11 protein-coding genes are annotated in these 16632 nt (G+C 51.1%); 4 read left to right on the top strand and 7 right to left on the bottom strand.

Features of this window, described 5'->3' with window-relative positions; genetic code table 11:
* Positions 1-27 precede the first annotated feature (27 nt).
* The 3 genes from HOLDEFILI_RS12835 to HOLDEFILI_RS12825 all read left to right on the top strand — a co-directional run bounded on the left by HOLDEFILI_RS12835 (position 28) and on the right by HOLDEFILI_RS12825 (position 3496).
* On the top strand, positions 28-2184 hold the full coding sequence (locus HOLDEFILI_RS12835) for a Tex family protein (protein ID WP_006060180.1): 2157 nt from the start codon (positions 28-30) through the stop codon (positions 2182-2184).
* 166 nt (positions 2185-2350) lie between these two features.
* Complete coding sequence (locus HOLDEFILI_RS12830; RefSeq protein WP_006060179.1) at positions 2351-2983, top strand: TetR/AcrR family transcriptional regulator; 633 nt, start codon at positions 2351-2353, stop codon at positions 2981-2983.
* A 174-nt stretch (positions 2984-3157) separates the two neighbouring features.
* The gene (locus HOLDEFILI_RS12825) at positions 3158-3496 is read left to right on the top strand and encodes a hypothetical protein (RefSeq protein ID WP_006060178.1); all 339 of its coding nucleotides are present in this window, start codon (positions 3158-3160) and stop codon (positions 3494-3496) included.
* Between the two features lie 120 nt (positions 3497-3616).
* On the opposite strand, the gene HOLDEFILI_RS12820 is transcribed toward HOLDEFILI_RS12825, so the two are convergent.
* The 3 genes from HOLDEFILI_RS12820 to HOLDEFILI_RS12810 form a co-directional block, all read right to left on the bottom strand.
* Positions 3617-6868: a glucosaminidase domain-containing protein gene (locus tag HOLDEFILI_RS12820; RefSeq protein ID WP_006060177.1), complete on the bottom strand. Its 3252-nt coding sequence runs from the start codon at positions 6866-6868 to the stop codon at positions 3617-3619.
* A gap of 15 nt (positions 6869-6883) precedes the next feature.
* Entirely contained in the window at positions 6884-7888 is a 1005-nt protein-coding gene (locus tag HOLDEFILI_RS12815) for a hypothetical protein (RefSeq protein WP_156788942.1), read from the bottom strand.
* A 75-nt stretch (positions 7889-7963) separates the two neighbouring features.
* The gene (locus HOLDEFILI_RS12810; protein ID WP_006060175.1) at positions 7964-9322 is read right to left on the bottom strand and encodes an MATE family efflux transporter; all 1359 of its coding nucleotides are present in this window, start codon (positions 9320-9322) and stop codon (positions 7964-7966) included.
* Positions 9323-9507: 185 nt separating this feature from the next.
* Between HOLDEFILI_RS12810 and HOLDEFILI_RS12805 the strand changes: the two genes are divergently transcribed.
* Entirely contained in the window at positions 9508-11385 is a 1878-nt protein-coding gene (locus HOLDEFILI_RS12805) for an FAD-binding protein (RefSeq protein WP_006060174.1), read from the top strand.
* Positions 11386-11511: 126 nt separating this feature from the next.
* Here the strand turns inward: HOLDEFILI_RS12805 and HOLDEFILI_RS12800 are convergent, their stop codons facing one another.
* From HOLDEFILI_RS12800 to HOLDEFILI_RS12785, 4 genes are all read right to left on the bottom strand, one after another.
* Positions 11512-12780: a S41 family peptidase gene (locus HOLDEFILI_RS12800; protein ID WP_006060172.1), complete on the bottom strand. Its 1269-nt coding sequence runs from the start codon at positions 12778-12780 to the stop codon at positions 11512-11514.
* Between the two features lie 341 nt (positions 12781-13121).
* The gene (locus HOLDEFILI_RS12795; RefSeq protein ID WP_006060171.1) at positions 13122-14024 is read right to left on the bottom strand and encodes a LysR family transcriptional regulator; all 903 of its coding nucleotides are present in this window, start codon (positions 14022-14024) and stop codon (positions 13122-13124) included.
* Positions 14025-14073: 49 nt separating this feature from the next.
* Positions 14074-16101 (bottom strand): FAD-dependent oxidoreductase, encoded by a 2028-nt coding sequence (locus tag HOLDEFILI_RS12790; RefSeq protein ID WP_050766988.1) that lies wholly within the window; start codon positions 16099-16101, stop codon positions 14074-14076.
* A gap of 219 nt (positions 16102-16320) precedes the next feature.
* Positions 16321-16632 (bottom strand): GDP-mannose 4,6-dehydratase (locus HOLDEFILI_RS12785; RefSeq protein WP_006060168.1); only part of this gene is annotated, 312 nt, incomplete at its 5' end.

Genomic DNA, 16632 nt, shown 5'->3' with positions numbered 1-16632 from the left:
TTATGATAAAAATCATCACGAGGAGGAATGAATATGGAAACTGAACAGCTGATTCAGCCGGTGGCGGCTTCACTAAACGTAGAGCCGTCCCAGGTGCGAAATACATTAAAGCTTTTAGAAGAAGGCAACACAGTTCCTTTTATCGCGCGTTACCGCAAAGAAATGACAAAGGGACTGGATGAAGAACAAATTTTATTCATTCAGCAGCAGGTCCAGTATTTAAGCAATCTGGAAAAACGCAAAGAAGACGTATTGCGGATTATCGAAACTCAGGGCAAGCTGACGGAGGAACTGCGTCAACAGGTTTTAGCCTGCACCAAGCTTTCGCAGGTTGACGATATTTACCGACCATATCAACAAAAACGCAAAACCCGCGCGACGGATGCCGCAGCCAAGGGGCTGACGCCGCTGGCGGATTGGATCGCTTTCTGTCCGCGGTCGGGCGATCCGGCGCTTCAGGCTGAAAAATATCTGAACGATCAGATCCCGACAGTGGAGGAAGCGCTGCAAGGGGCAAAGGATATCCTGGCTGAGCGAATCAGCGACCAGGCAAAGCTGCGCTGGAAGATCAAGGAACAAATTGAAAAATACGGCTTTATTCTCTGTAAAGAAAAGAAAAAGCACGAAGACGAAAACAAAGTTTATAAGATGTATTATGATTACAAAGAAAAGATCAGTACGCTGGCAAATCATCGGGTTATGGCGATCGACCGGGCTGAGAAAGAAAAAGTCATCACGGTGACCCTGGACTACAACCAGACGTTTCTGATCAACTATGCTATCCGCGGTGTGACGCATGACCGCACAACCGTCTGCCAGAGTCTGATTGAGGAAGCGGCGCAGGACGGGTTAAAGCGGCTGGCATTCCCTAGCGTTGAACGTGAAGTCCGCGGGGAACTCAGCGAAAAAGCGCAGGCGCAGTCGATTGAGATTTTCTCAATGAATGTTGAGCGTCTGCTTCTGCAGCCGCCGCTGGAAGGCAAAATGATCCTCGGCGTCGATCCGGCGTTTAGGACCGGCTGTAAGCTGGCTGTCATCGATTCTACGGGTAAGATGCTGAAAATCGACGTTTTCTATCCGCATCCGCCGGTAAATAAAAAAGCTGAGGCCAAAGCTAAACTTCTGTCGATTCTGAAAGAATATCCAATCGAAGTCATCGCAATCGGCAACGGTACAGCCAGCCGGGAGACCGAAAGCTTCATTGCCGAGATCATTCAGAAAGAAAATCTGAACGTCGATTACACGCTCGTTTCCGAGGCCGGCGCTTCGGTATATTCCGCCAGTGAATTAGCGCGGAAGGAATTCCCGGATCTGCACGTTGAGCAGCGCTCCGCCGTTTCGATCGCAAGACGAATCCTGGATCCCTTGTCTGAGCTGATTAAAATTGATCCGAAAAGCATCGGCGTAGGTCAGTATCAGCATGATCTGCCCGCAAAGGCTTTAAATGAGCGATTAGATTTCGCAATCTTGAAAAGCGTCAACCGCGTCGGCGTCGACGTCAACACGGCTTCCAGCGAGCTTTTATGTCATGTTTCAGGTCTGACAAAAGCCTCCGCCAATGCGATTGTAACCTACCGCAACGAACATGGCCGCTTTGAAAACCGGCGGCAGTTATTGGAAGTGCCGAAGTTAGGCGCCAAGTCTTTCCAGCAGGCAGCGGGCTTTCTGCGGATTCACGACGGAGAGGAACCGCTGGATCAAACGCCGATCCATCCGGAAAGCTACCAGGCCGCTCACCGCTTATGTCAGCTGTTCGGCATCAGCCAGTTAGGCAGTGATGAATGCCGAGAGAAACTGAGCCAGTTAAATCTGGAAAAAACCGCAGAACAGCTGGACACGGACGTATATACGCTGCAGGACATGATTGAAGCGATTTCCCAGCCACTGCGCGATTACCGTGAACAATTTGACGGACCAATGCTGCGGCATGACGTCCTCACGCTGGAAGATCTGCATCCGGGCGATGAGTTGGAAGGTGTCGTTCGCAACGTCGTTGATTTCGGCGCTTTCGTCGATATCGGCCTGCACGAGGATGGCCTGGTCCATGTTTCCAAGATGGTGCAGGGCCGGATCTCCCACCCCAGCGAAGTTGTATCCATCGGCGACATCCTTAAGGTCTGGGTTTACGGGATCGATGCTGAACGTCACCGGGTTCAGCTGACCATGATTGATCCGCATCATTAATCAACAGAACTGTCTTGGTTTCCTTAAGGGATTCAAGACAGTTCTTTTTTTCAGCCACAAACTAATTTAGCTTGTTTTTTCCATTGTCCAAACGCTTTCGCTTGACGCGGGCAACAATCTTAGATAAGATATATACAGACCAACCGTCGGTTTATAAGGAGGGGCTATGGCAAGAAATAAACACCCGGAACAAACGTTAGAAAAAATCGTCGTTACCGCGGCCAGACTTTTTGTTGAAAAGGGCTATGAACAGACCAGTGTTCAAGACATTCTTGACGCAACCGGATTATCCAAGGGCGGACTTTATCATCATTTCAAATCCAAGGAACAGATCCTGGACGCAGTGATGCAGCGGCGAATCCAGTACGTGAACAAACGGTTTCAGGAACTGATCCGCAATACGCCTGGTAAAAACGCCAAAGAAAAACTGAAGAAAATACTGGGGCAGCTGGCAGCGGACGCTGAAACGCATGCGCTGGATCAAGCTTTAGCATCCCAGCTCGATCCGCATTTTGTCGTCAACGGAATCCAAACCTGTGTTGGACAGGATGCACCGATCGTTGCCGGACTCATCCGCGAAGGCAACCGCGACGGCTCGCTGCACGTCCAACAGCCTGAGCTTTGCGCAGAAATCTTCTTAATGCTGCTGAACTACTGGGCCAATCCCGTATTATTTCATCGAAACAGTGAAGAAACTGAAATTCGGCTGCGCTATCTGCGATCAGTGATGATCCAGCTAGGCTTAGATTTAATTGATGATTCGCTAATCGCTGATTTGATCCAAGCCTATGTCCAGTAATCGGATTTTCCCATAAAATTCAATCCAATTAAACTTAGTAGCAGGCTGTAAGCAACAGCCTGTTTCTTACCAAATATAAAGACCGACGGTCGGTTTTATATCTTAAAATCAATCTTCTCCGCTTCAATCCAATCCAAGAACGACCGTTTAAAAACAAAAAATCAGGAGGTATTTATGAATCAAGAAAAATCATCGGTCACTGTCAAAAATTCTATCCCCTCGCCAACCGATCTGACGCAGGCCGCCGTGGCGCGAACACAAAAAGCATCTGCGAAAACATCCGCAATGACTCAAACTCTGATCGAGAAATCAAAAGCGCTGCGTACCCCTTCCCCGGCCGCGGATAAAATCGGAACGACGATCGGCGGAATCGCCAGTGTAGGTCTTCTTGTAGGCGGAGTAACTCAATTGATTCTAGGTTATTCTTTAACCGGTATCGGTACAGTAACCTTCGGGGCCGTCGCCTTGTTGTCCAACCGTTACCATTATCATAAAATCAAGACACGGGAATAAGCGATTATTCCTTTGCAAAAGACAGAAAAAGCCCTGGAGATATGCGCTATCGATATCATACGACTTCTCATAATAAAAAAATGCAGTTTCAGATTTTGCTCTGTTTCTGCATTTTTTTATTTATTCAGCAGGTGTTTCGTCTTCGTTGTTTTCCCCGCCCGGTGTAGCACTCGGGGTTGGAACAACCAGCGAACTTGGCCGCGGAACTTCGACCGGCTGATCTTCAACCGGCAGCTCGGATGCCTGCACGGCATTCGCTGGCGGTGTATCGCCTTTATCGTCACCGCCGTCAGTGTTCGGCCCATTCTGTGTGATGCTCAGCACCATCCGATAGCGAACCGGAGAAATGAACAAGGCATAACTGCGATCGTCCACAGTAACTGTTTCAATCGCTCGTGAGTAAATATCCGTCATTTCATAAATATCCCGGTATCCTTCCGCACTGATATCCAAATATAGCCGGTAATCTCCTTCCGGCAGCTGACTTAAATCCGCAGCACTGGTAAAGCAGGCATTCTTCATACTGAATTTCGATCCCAGCATCTCCGCATAGTCAACCGAGCAAGCCTGATTTTGCGCTTCCAATGGATAAGACACGCCATTTTCATCGACGGCGATCAAGGCATGGGAAGCTTGCGTTTCTGCTTTGAACTGTGCGTTGTAAATCCAAGCCATACCGTTGAGATTCAGACGGCCGCCTTCCAGCGAAAGCTTCGTGTAGTCAAACGCCGAATTACGTTTTGTTGGTTTGTTAATCAGCGAGTAATCCAGATCAGATTTTTCAATGTTGATCTCATATCGATAGTTATACAGCTGATTTTGCACGATCTGCACACGATATTCACCCAACGTCTTCATTTCCGGCAGGAAATTGGAATCAAAGCTGGTCAGATTCGCGTACATTTTCACATCGCCGTTGCGGATTTGGATTTTAACTGAATAGCTGCCCGGCGTCAACGCCGCCAGATCGACAGAAGCGCTGAAATTGATCTTACTGTAAGTAAATCCATCATATAAATTGATCGGATTTGGCGCCAGCGACGTGACCGCTTCAATCGTTGTAACTTCATTGGTTTCCAGATTCGTCAGAAGCAATTGATGTGAAACCTCGGAATCCTCCTTGAAGTCATATCCATTGATAAACGCTGTGCCTTCGATAAGCAGCGTATGCTCATCTGCATATTCAAATTTGGACAGTGCCTGGCGCACGGTACTCTTAAGATGATCGCCTGAATCGCCGCCCTCTTCGCTGCCGCTCAACTTCACCGACATGAACAGGACATTATCTTTCACGCTGAAGCTGAAGGTCTTATTGCCGACTTTCTTCGTTTCCGGCAGTGTTTCCAGCGCGCCGATGTAGAAACTGTTGTTGTAATCGCTCAGCTCGCTGTATTCCGTACAGATTTCAAAGAAGTAACTGCCTTCCGCCAGGGTCGTGAAGTCCAGCGCCTCCGTTTTAAAGCTGACCTGTTCCTTCTCAGAGACGGTACTTGTCAACTCAAATTCTTTTGTATCGTAATACTGGTTATAAACGACCAGCTTCTGCGTCACTTTATTGGAATCTGTGACGTAAATCCCCGGACGGTAGGCCTGACCGTTCACAGCGATCAGATTGTCTTTCCACGCCATTGCAGCTACTTTTTGGACTGCATCCCCGGTCGGCACTTTACCGATCTGACTGTTGTCAAAGATTCCCGCGGACAGCTTGGAAATCTTTGAACTTTGCAGATAACCAACGCTGTTCTGCCAGTTATAAGCTTCATAACCGTTGCCCTTATGCGGGACCAGCGCTCCATCCGAACGAACGCCGTTAGTCGTCGGGAAACCAGTCCAGCCATTGCTCTCCGACTGCAGAATTACAGTGAAATCATTCTGATAGGTTGCGCCATAGCGCGTTGTATACAGCGTCTGTGAATTGGCGTCGGCATAACGCTTAACCGCGGCGTCGTATTGATTGATAACCCCCAGCGAATAGGTGCCGTAATCCGTCAGCGAACCATTGTTGCCGGAAACATATTTATCGACCTGATAAGCCAGTGCCGCAATCTTTAATCCCCAATATGGGTCAGACGCGTATTTGACGTTAAACCCGCTGCCCTTATTGCCCAAATGAGAGCCGAAGAATCGGGCGTCGTTAATATCCAGATACCCGCGCAGATTCACCGCCATGTGCTGCGTGACCGCGGATTCAATGTTGTCATATTTATCAGCGCTGCCGCTTGGATTGGAATCCACAGCGTTCCAGCCGAACAGATTGTTTTTATTGATCGCAATGGAAGAACGGCCCCAGCCGGATTCCAAAAGCCCCATACAGAAGGCCAAAAGCGCATTGACACCGTAAGTTTCCTGCGCGTTGACAAAGAACCAGCCGGAATTCACCATCTTGGATTGATTGCTCTGAAGATGGTCATAATCATAAGCCACTTCGTTATAACCGCGGCTATTCAAAAAGCCGTTCAGCTGATCGCCGTTGAATTTCGTGCGGCTGCGCAGCGGCAGAAATTCGTAATAGTTATAATACTTCGCCGGACTGCCTTCAACCATCACCGGATTCTGGAAATACCGGTCCGTATACAAAGCATGCATATCATTGGTGTAATAAACTGCGCCGACGTTCATCCAGCTTTCAGCCGGTCCAATTGTCTGCGAATAATCCTGCGGCGTATCCGACTTGGCCCAATACGACCAGCAGTGATAGATCAGTTCTTTATAATTCCCGTTTTGCACAACCTCATAATAGCTTTGCCGCGGCCGCACCCAGAACGGTGATTCCCACGGACTGCCGTCGTTGTTGCCGCCTAACAAAATCCGCATGTTGTTGGTCAGGAATTTCGTCGGAATCAGATCGACCTGGTCCAGATTGGTATACCCGTCAAAACCAGTCAGATTCACGGCGATCTGGCCGGAACCATTGCCCGTATTGTAAGAATAAGTTCCTTTATAGATCATTTCACGGTGACTGGTGACATAAGTTATCTTTTCATTAGTTGTCGTCGACTGATACTGTGTAATATCCATCGTCGCGTAGGCTCGCCGCGAGCTGCCGTCGGCATACCCGCGCCGGTAAGAATAGCTGGCCGCTACGCCTGAGGTCATCGCAATAATTTTTGTCGGTGATTTGCTGGAACTATGCCGGACGACGGCGTCGTTGCCATGCGCGTACATTTCATTTTTGGCCTGCGTAAAGTCATTGTAGCAGCCAATCGTGCTGAAACCACCATTATCCGTAACATAAGCGACCTCGAAATTGCCGCAGCCCATCGGATAGGTTTCATCCGCTTTCACATCGATTTTCCCGTTAGCCGAGGGATAACCCTGAACCAACGTGACGGCCATTGCCAAAGCCAAGGCCATTTTCCAGATTTGTTTCATCGTCTTCCCCCTTCGTTATAAACTGACGGTAATTTCAATCCAGTTTTCCTGTCCCTTGATCTTCAGCTTCAGCTTGCCTTGATAAGTGATCGGTTCCTTCTCCGGATTATACGTAATGAAGAATAAAACGCCGCTGTCTTTTTCCTTGATCGTTTTACCCAGGATGTTATCGTATTTTTCTGAATGGAAATTCGAGGAAAGCGCCTGGAATGTATTCCCGCTGCCCTCGACCTGATAAACCGCGTCTTCAACGACCAGCTCATCGCCCCAAAGGCTGACCGCGTCCAGCCGGAACACATAAACTTCAGCCGTTGACGGCAGACCCGCAGTCTCCACGCTGCCATCATCAAAGGTTCGATACATCTCTTCGCTGGCGATCTGGAAAGCGACGCCGACCTGCATCTGGTATGTCTTGCCGTCAGTGATCACGTCTTCCGCGACGTACCCCAGCATCTCGCGGGTCCCCGTCGCTTCTTTCAGATTTAACTGGATCGGCGCGTTATCGCCGAAATCAACGTTAATCGCCGCCGACTGCGCCGTTTTATCCTTGATCGGCACAAAGATATTGGCGACATAGCTGTTTTCCTTGGACACCAATTCAAACCAGACATTCTGCTTGCCGATATATAAACCATTCTTATCCAGCTGATCCAGATAGCTGTCGATGTCATTCAGCTTGACGCCTTCGGACGTTGCGAAATGCTCAAGCGAAATATTAATCGGTTCTTCCGCCTTCACCCGGATCTTCGCGATCGCAAACTGGAAATCCAGTTCATCGAAGCGATAGACCGTCGCGTTGACCAGATCGACCTCGACGGCGTCCAGTCCCTGCGTTTCCTGCGGTTTTTCCTGACCGCCTTGTTCGACCATCACCGGCTTTTCCGTTTCTTCAGGCAGCTGCGACCCAGAACGATCTTTCACGATCATTCCGAAGTAAATTGCCGCTGCGGCAAAGAGAATCAAGACGACAGCCAGGCCGCCGGCCAGCAGCATCGTCGTTTTATTCTTCATTTTTCTCATAAGTAACATTACCCCAGTCTAATGGTATTCTACCATAAACCGGGGCGCGTTAAAACCTGTTTTTCCTTACCAATATTAACCTTTCATCAAATCGACAAATAAATGCCGGCACAAGAAGATCACCGTCAGGATCGTCAGATAATCGGCGCAGGGCTGCGCCATGAAGATGCCCAGCTTGCCCAGCAGCGTCGGCAGAACCCAGATGATCGGAATATAAAACAAACCCTGGCGGGCAATCGACAGAAAGAACGCCGAACGCTTCTCTCCCAGCGCCTGCAGCAGCACCGCCGCGATATTATAAGCTCCGACGACCGGCATCGAGACCGCATAGCCATAAAGCATCATTCGGCCCATTTCGATAACCGCCGCCTCGCGGGAGAAGATCTGCACGATCTGCGGCGCCAGCGTAAGATAGAAGACTGCCGCAAAACAGCCGTATACCGTTACCCATGTCAAGGCACTTTTCAGCGCCTGCTTCAGCCGCGGCCGGTTGCCGGCACCGTAATTATACGCCGCAAACGGCTGGAACCCCTGCGCGAAGCCGATGATCGCAAACATGACTAAATTCAGACATTTCTTGGCGATACCGATCCCCGCCAGAAAATCAGTTCCATACACGCTGGCCTGCATTGCCAGACAGCTGTAAGTGACGCTCGGCAGCGCCTGCCGGGCAAACACCGCCACCCCCAAGCTCAGAATCTCCTGCACCGCTGCCTTATCCAGCATCCATACCCGCGGATTCCAGCGCACAGCTTCAGCTTTAAACAACAACCTCCCCAACAACATGACCAACGACAGACACTGGGCCGCAGCCGTTGCCCACGCCGCGCCGGCGATCCCTAAATTCAGGCCCCAGTCGAACATAAAAATCGGATCAAGGATCAGATTCGCCACCACCCCGGCAAAGATCGCGGCCATGGGAAAATTCACGTCGCCTTCCGCCCGCAGCAGATGGACGATTGTCAGCTTGATAATCTGCGAAAACGCAAAGACCAGTAAAATCGTCACATACTGCGCCGCATACATCGTGACATCACCTTCCGCCCCAAACATGCCCAACAACGGACCTAGGAAAGTAATAAACAAAATGGGCAGCACGATGGAGATCAAAACGACCAGCGTCATCGTCGTCTGAACAATCCGGCTGACCTGATCCCGATGGCCCGCCCCCAGCTGCCGCGAAATATAGCTGCCGGCGCTGACGCCGATCGACTCGCCGAACGCGTGCGTCAGCATCATGATCGGCATCGCGACCGTCGTCGCCGCGATCATCGCCGTGTTGTGCAACTGGCCGATGAAAAACGTATCCGCGATATTATAGATGGTTGTGACCATCGAGGCCAGGATGGAAGGAACAGCCAGGCGGATTAAAGCCTGCTTTACCGGCATGGAATCGAGAATCAACGATCGGTCGGCATTTTTATTCATCGTCATAATATCATCACCGAATTAATTATCAGGCAATCACTTCAGAAAGTCAAACTTTGTCGAAACTTCCGGGATAAACTTTTGAATACTAATTTACTCCTATAAACTATTGTGATAAGATATTCACAGATAAATTATTTTACTATGGTAAATATTTTATCTAATTGAATTATTAGGAGGAAGGAGAACTTATGAGTTACAAAAAAGGAATTTCCCGTCGTGATTTCATTAAAGGCGCCGCTGCCAGTGCGTTTGGCGTCGCCGCCGCAGGTCTGTTAGCCGGCTGCAGCACGGAATCCACGACCCCTACCGCATCCCCGGATGCCTCGGCCGCACCGTCCGCATCCACCGGCCGGATCACCGGCTACTCCGGTCCCGGCGACTGGCTCGGTGAAGCCCCAGTCATCAGCGATTACGCTAAGGAAGTCGATGTCGACGTCGTCGTTGTCGGCGGCGGTCACGCCGGCGTCCAAGCAGCTTTAGCCGCTGCAGAAGCGGGATTGAAAGTCGCGGTCTTAGAGCGGATGGAGGAAGACCTGTTTACCTGGTATGGCGAAGATATCGGCGCGTTCAACTCCAAGCTTCAGCAGGATATCGGCTTCGGCACCTATGATCTGGGCGAAGTCGTCAACGAATTCGTCACCCGTTCCGGCGGACGCTGCTTCCCGGCGATCGTTAAGTCTTACGTCCACAATTCCGGTCCAACCCTCGATCACATGCTGGAAGTCGCCAAGGAAATGGGCGTTGATCCGAAGGCCTATACCTATGATAATACGCCGGAAGGCTGGCTGATCATGCAGGCCAACATGGATTACGAGAAAATTCAGGCCGGCAACGACATGTACGACTGCCTGCGCTACGATTACCCGATGACTCCGGGCACCAAAACCTGGGCGGCCACCGCGCAGTTTATGGGTCAGTACAACGAACAGCCGATCCAGGGCGTCGCGGCAAACTCAGTGCTGCCGTTGATCAATCAGGCCTGCATCGACAAGGCAAAGCAGTTAGGCGCCGAGTGGTATTACGGCACGGAAGCGGTCGTCCTGCTGCAAAATGAAGCGAAAGACATCATTGGCGTAGCGGGCAAAGTTAGCGACGGCAGCTATATTCAATTCAACACGGCCAAGGGCGTGATCCTGTGCGGCGGCGATTATGCCGGCAACGCGGATATGTGCTGGGCCTTATTGAACGAATACATGGAACGCTTTGAACGGGCTGGCGGCGAACAGCCGGACTTCTTCTCCTTCATGGGCGGACGCAAGGGCGAAGCGGTCAAGATGGGCTGCTGGGCCGGCGGCATGATCGAACCGGCGCCGCGCGGAAGCATGCTTTTAGGCGGCGGTCCGAGCGGTCCTTGGGGCTGCAACGCGATGCTGTGGCTCAACAGCGAAGGTGAGCGCTTTACCAATGAAGGCAACCTCTCCGCGGCGCAAACTGCCTGTGCCCGTCAGCCGGAAGGCACCTTGTGCTTAGTTACCGATAAGAAATGGCTGAAATCGGTTTGTGCTTCGGGTCTGGAACATGGCGGACCGAATGCCGGCCGGCCACAATATTACATTGATCTGATCAACGATATGGATGCGCTGGTCAGCGGACCGGAAGGCGGCACTATCCGCGGCTGCACCGTTGCTGAACGCATGGAATCCACGGTCATCAAGGCGGACACGCTGGAGGAGCTGGCAGACTACTTAGGCTATGCCGGAGCGGCGAAAGAAACCTTTCTGGCCTCGATCGAAGCCTACAACCAGCTTTGTTACGCCGGGAAAGACACCGATTACGGCAAAGACGCATCCTGCATGATTCCAGTCGACGAAGCTCCGTTCTACGCCGTCAAGAGCGAGAAGAACGACAAGCCGACGCCGATGATGGTCACCATGTCCGGGCTGGTTACCGATAAACGCCAGAACGTGCTGGACATGAGCGGCAAGAAGATCAAAGGGCTGTATGCCGCGGGCAACTGCTTAGGCGGACGCTACGGTTTAGGCTACTCCACTCCATGCGCAGGCAACTCGATTGGCATGGCGGTGACGCATGGCCGCCTGGCAGGTCAGTTCATCAGCGAGGAATAAGATCTGGGCGACGGAACACCGTGAACGGTTCCGCCGTCTTTTTTATACAAAAAAGCCAGAAGCTGTGAAACGGGAATCCCGCCGCAGCCGCTGGCTTTTCTGCTTTATCGCTCTGGCTTAAATTCACTAAAAACTGTCCACAGCCTTGGCAGCCGCCTTCGCTTTTATCATCAGAAGATCTTCATCGCATTCCTGCGGTGTCCATTCAATTTCAAGATCACAGCGAACACCGGAAGCCTGATCCGCAGCCCAGGCTTTGCGGCGGCTGATCGGATAATCCAGCTGAAACATATCGTCAAAGACGACGGAGATCAGATTGCACGTTTGATAGCGGCCGCTGCTTTGTCTTCCGACAAGCGTGCAGCGGGGTGAACGGGAGGCGAGATCGGCCAGTTCTTCCGCAACCCCGGCGGTAAACAGATCGGTGATCAGCACTGTTCTGCGCTCTGGGTGAATCGGCTGAATCAAAGCATCTTCCTCCGCGCCCCAGTCCGCTTCCGTTTCCAGAACCCAGCCCAGACCCGCTTTCGCTTCCAGTTCTTCGATCATTTCGTAAGCGATGGGAGCCAGATCCGGGTCCGCGGTCATCGTCTTCAGCTGGGCAATCCGGCGGCGGCAGTTTTTCTCCGTATACAGGGTCAAAAGCCCCTGTCCTTCCATGACCTCGCACACCGGGACGGATTTGTCCAAAACATAGGGAAGCAGGCAGAACATCGACGATTCCCAGCCTTCCTCACAGCGTCTGAGATCCAGAATCATCGAGTCCGCCTCTCTGAGCAGCGCTTTATTTTCTTCCACCAGATATTCCAGCGTTTCGTCAATCCGCTCGATTCTCAACACCGCAATCCCTTTATCTACGATAATCGTATTCGTTTTTGATATTTCTGTCTTGGCAAAGTGGCGCAGCGGGAGATCCCAGGTCTGTCCGTTCCGGCGCACCGTGATCTGATCGGCCATTTTCAGAAAGCCCGTCCAGATCTGGCGGTCATTCTGATCAGAATAAAACACTCGTTTCTTCAATGTTTCCGTATAAAAACGCAGCGGCTGACCGTTGATCGCGATGATCTCATCCTTCGGCCGCAGCTGGTCTTCCTCGCGTACTTCGCTGACGATCAGAACCTCACCGCTTCGTCTTGTAAAAAAGCCGTTAGTGAACGGTTGGTAATCGGCGTCAGGACGACGTGAGAAACGCAGGTTGCGGTCGTCGGTTTCCGCAAGATATTGATTAACCTGACGATAGAACAAATCCGCATCCAGTTCTTTTTTCATAAACGCCGTGCCGATGGTATGGACATAGGGCCGCGGATCATGGTGCTCCTGGCCCATCGCAAAGCCGGCGTAATCTTCTTTGATCGTATGGACAATTTCCTGAAATAACTGATCGTATCGGGGCATAAAACTCCTCCTTTGCCGCTGGTGTCATTGTACCATAGTCCGCTTCGGGCAACAAGGTTTACTCTAGTAAATTATTTGTCTCAGCCCCTTGTTTTTCTCTCCCCCTTTTGAATTAAAAATAAAAGCTTGCTTACTGCGGCAATCATCGCTCTCTTTGTAAAGTAAAAACGGTCAAATAGACCGTCGTCTTTGGCAGGCTTGAAATAACCTTGATTTTTAGTCCTGACTCCGGAAATTTTAAACGAGCTGTTCTTTGCGACAGCTCTGATCCGCCCCCTTCTCCCCCGGCTATCTACACAATCCTGCTCATTTCAAGCCTGCTCTTTTCCAGAATGCTTTTATTAGGTTTCAGTGCCGGTATTGATGAAAAAACATTGCAGCAGCTCTTGCTTCAGCTGCTGAATCTCCTTGTTTGCGCGCTGCCGGGGATGGATCAGAAGATTAATCTGACAGGTCGTATTCTGATCCAGCACAGGAATCACCTTGTAGGCGCCCACGGACTCCATCGGATAACACAAATTATTGGAAATCCCGATCGCTTTCCTGTCTTGATAGCCTAACAGCGTCGCGGTTAAATTTACGGTATTCAGTATAATTCGTGGCTTAAACCCGCGGCTTTGACAGGCTTGCATCAGAATATCGTAATTTCGGAAATAACGGTTCACCGTAATGATCTCCTGATCGGCTAAATCCTGGATCCGCAGGCTTTTTCTTTCCCAGAGACTGTTTTCAGGATGGACTAAAGCTGCCAATGTTCCCTGAAGCAGCACTGTGCACTCAAAACGCACATCATTCACGGGTCCGAACGTGATCGCGATATCCAGTTCCCCGCTTTCAATCTTTTCCTCACAATAAGAATCCCAGGCGTCGATCATGACGACGTTGTTATGTTTTCTCAAAAATAAATCAAGCTGACTGCGGAAATTGGCAAACGGCGTGTCAACGCCCATCGCGACGCCGATATGGAAAAAATGATTCCGGCGCCGCTGGATCTGATGTAAGGAAAGCTGGAGCGTTTCCCATTCGCTGACGATCAGCTTTGCGGTAGGATACAATTCCTCACCGTATTCCGTCAGCTTATATCCGCTGCCCGACTTCTCAAACAACGAACAATTCAACTCGGTTTCCAAGCTTTTAAGCGACTTTGATAGTCCCTGATAGGAGATATACAGTTCATTGGCTGCCTTGGACAGACTTTGCTGATCGGCAACCTTAATAAAATATTTCAGCTCATTGATATTCATGATTTCATTGTAACAAGAAAACGGCGCGAAAGCAAAGCGCCGTTTTCTGTTATTCTCCGCAGGCGGCCGCGGCCGCGTTGCGGGCCATGTGAATCGAATTGCCAATCGCTAAGCCACAGCTTGGATACACGTTGGCAAACACGCCGGTCAGCGCGACTTCTCCCGCCGCGTACAGACCGGAAATTACCTGATTCTCCTGATTCAGGACATGCCCGGTTTCGTCAATAACCAACCCTCCGAAAGTCGCCGCCGCAACCGGATAGCGGGCAAAGGCATAGTAGGTATCGCCTTCGACTGGAATCAGATAGTCGGAAGGTTTGCCAAAATCATCGTCCGTTCCTTTTTCGCATAACTCGTTGTAGCGTGCAACGGTCGCTTTCAGCGTTTTCGGATCAGCTTTGATCAATGCCGCCAGCTCTTCCAGACTGGATGCTTTGACCGCATTTTCCAGCGTGACGCCATACTGGACAGTAGGATAGCTTTCCGCGCAAACGCCGTCCCGCGTCGCTGTAATATAGTAATTCACCGCATTGTTTTCACGCTTAAAGGCTTCTGCGGAAACAGATTGATAACTGTGTTCGTTCGCCAGCCGGTTTCCCTTCATGTCGACCACCAGTCCAGAGGCGGTACTGCCGGTTTCACCAGTATTGAAGTCGACATACTGCAGCTGCATGCCGTCGGACTCAAAGATCTGTGCGCCGACCTTGCCGGCCATCGTCAGACCATCGCCGGTGCTGCTGGCGGCAGAGTTGAAAATTGGATTAAACGTCGCGAACCGCGCTGTCATCTCTGGGTTTGAGCCATAGCCGCCTGTTGTCAGAATCACCGCTTTGGCTTTCACCGTTACGGTTTCGCCCGCCTGATTCACCGCCTGAACGCCGATGACTTCTCCCTGTTCATTCGTCAGAAGTGTTTCTGCGCGAGTCTCCAGCAGTAAAGTTCCGCCCTTTTCCAGCATTGACTTTGTCAGCGGCACGGTAATCCCGCCGCCAATCCCGGAAGCAATTTCATTCTTCGGGCTTGTCAAATGCAGGCGGTTCGGCGTCAGCGTCGGCTGGGCGGTGGTCACATAGGTAACGGCAACGCCGTTATCGGCCAGATAATCCAAGTCCTTGCCGATACCATAGGCATAGTCATGAATCATCTTTTCATTCAACAGATGGTCCTCATCATAGCTCATTAAAAACTGATAAAGCTCCTCAGCGCTGTCTTCCACGCCGTTTGCCTTCTGCGCCGCTGTCTCGGCAGCGAAAATATTGCCGCCGCTTTGCACGGTGGATCCCCCGGTGATTCCCATTTTTTCAACCAAGAGCACTGATTTTCCTTCATCCAGCGCCGTATTGGCTGCCGTAAGTCCCGCAGCTCCCCCGCCGACGACCGCGATATCTACGGTATATTCGCTTTCCGTCGGATTCGCAATCGGTGCCGGTTCGCTGAACGCCGTTTCCTCAGCCCCGGCCTGAGTGAGACAGTCCCGGACGCCGGCCTTAATCGCGGAAGACGTCACAGTCGCCGCCGAGACGTTATCAACGCTGACTGTCTGATGTTTTACGATCCGCTCCGGCAAGACTTCAACCGGCGTCATCACGGATCCATAGCCAATGCCAAACGTTTCTGTGTGCTCGATCACCCTGACTTCCTTGATCGACGTTTCATCAACGGTCGTTTCAATTGTCATTTCACCATTGTGACCTGTGACAACTGCGGAATAGGTTCCAGCGTTTAAATGAACCGCTGTTTCCTTTTCCCCGTTTTTCTTGCTTACCGCCTGGCGCACGGCCGACTGGATCGCTTTGGACGTCATCGTCGCCCCGGCGACAACGTCCACATCCGCGCTGTTGGCTGCGACAATTTTCTCCGGCAGTTCTTCGGCTGCCCGGGATCCGACGCCTTCGGTTTCATCCGGCGCCTTAACTTCAACCGCGGTAATCTTGTCGGCTTTGAACGTAACCTTAGCAGTCACGGTTCCGCCGTATCCCTGCGCTGAGCCTTCGAAGGTTTCTTCCTTGGCTGACGAACACGCTGTGAGCGACACGGCCATCAATAAAGACAGAATACTAATGATCAATTTTTTCATTTTCCTTCCCTCCGTCTTCATGATAACATTTTCACATGATATTATCCATCAACGAAAAGTTCAATTTCTTAAACTATCTGATGAACCGACGATCCTCAGGTGCTGCTCCCCCCTATTCCTCCCCAATTTTTCTGACCTCCCTTCAGACCTGCCGATCGACTTCACTGCCAATTATCAAAAAAAAGCGGCCGCTTTGACCGCTTCTTCGCTTCTGTCTTGTTATTCGGTGATGCCGTCCGGATTCTGCTGCTGGAAATGCCAGGAATCCTGACACATTTCGTCAATGCCATACTGAGCGCTCCAGCCCAGCAGTTTCTTCGCCTTGGTCGTATCAGCGTAGCAGGTTGCGATATCCCCCGGCCGGCGCGGCATGATCTTGAACGGAATTTCTTTGCCGCTCGCTTTGGCGAAGGCGTCCTTGACCTGCAGCACGGAATAGCCGTGGCCGGTTCCCAGGTTGACTGCTTCCACACCCTTGTTTTTCAGTACATATTCCACAGCTTTGATGTGGCCCAGCGCCAGATCGACGAC

This window comes from Holdemania filiformis DSM 12042 (assembly GCF_000157995.1).
In the GTDB taxonomy this organism is placed as follows: Bacteria; Bacillota_I; Bacilli_A; order Erysipelotrichales; family Erysipelotrichaceae; genus Holdemania; species Holdemania filiformis.
This window is presented reverse-complemented; position numbering and strand designations above follow the sequence as displayed.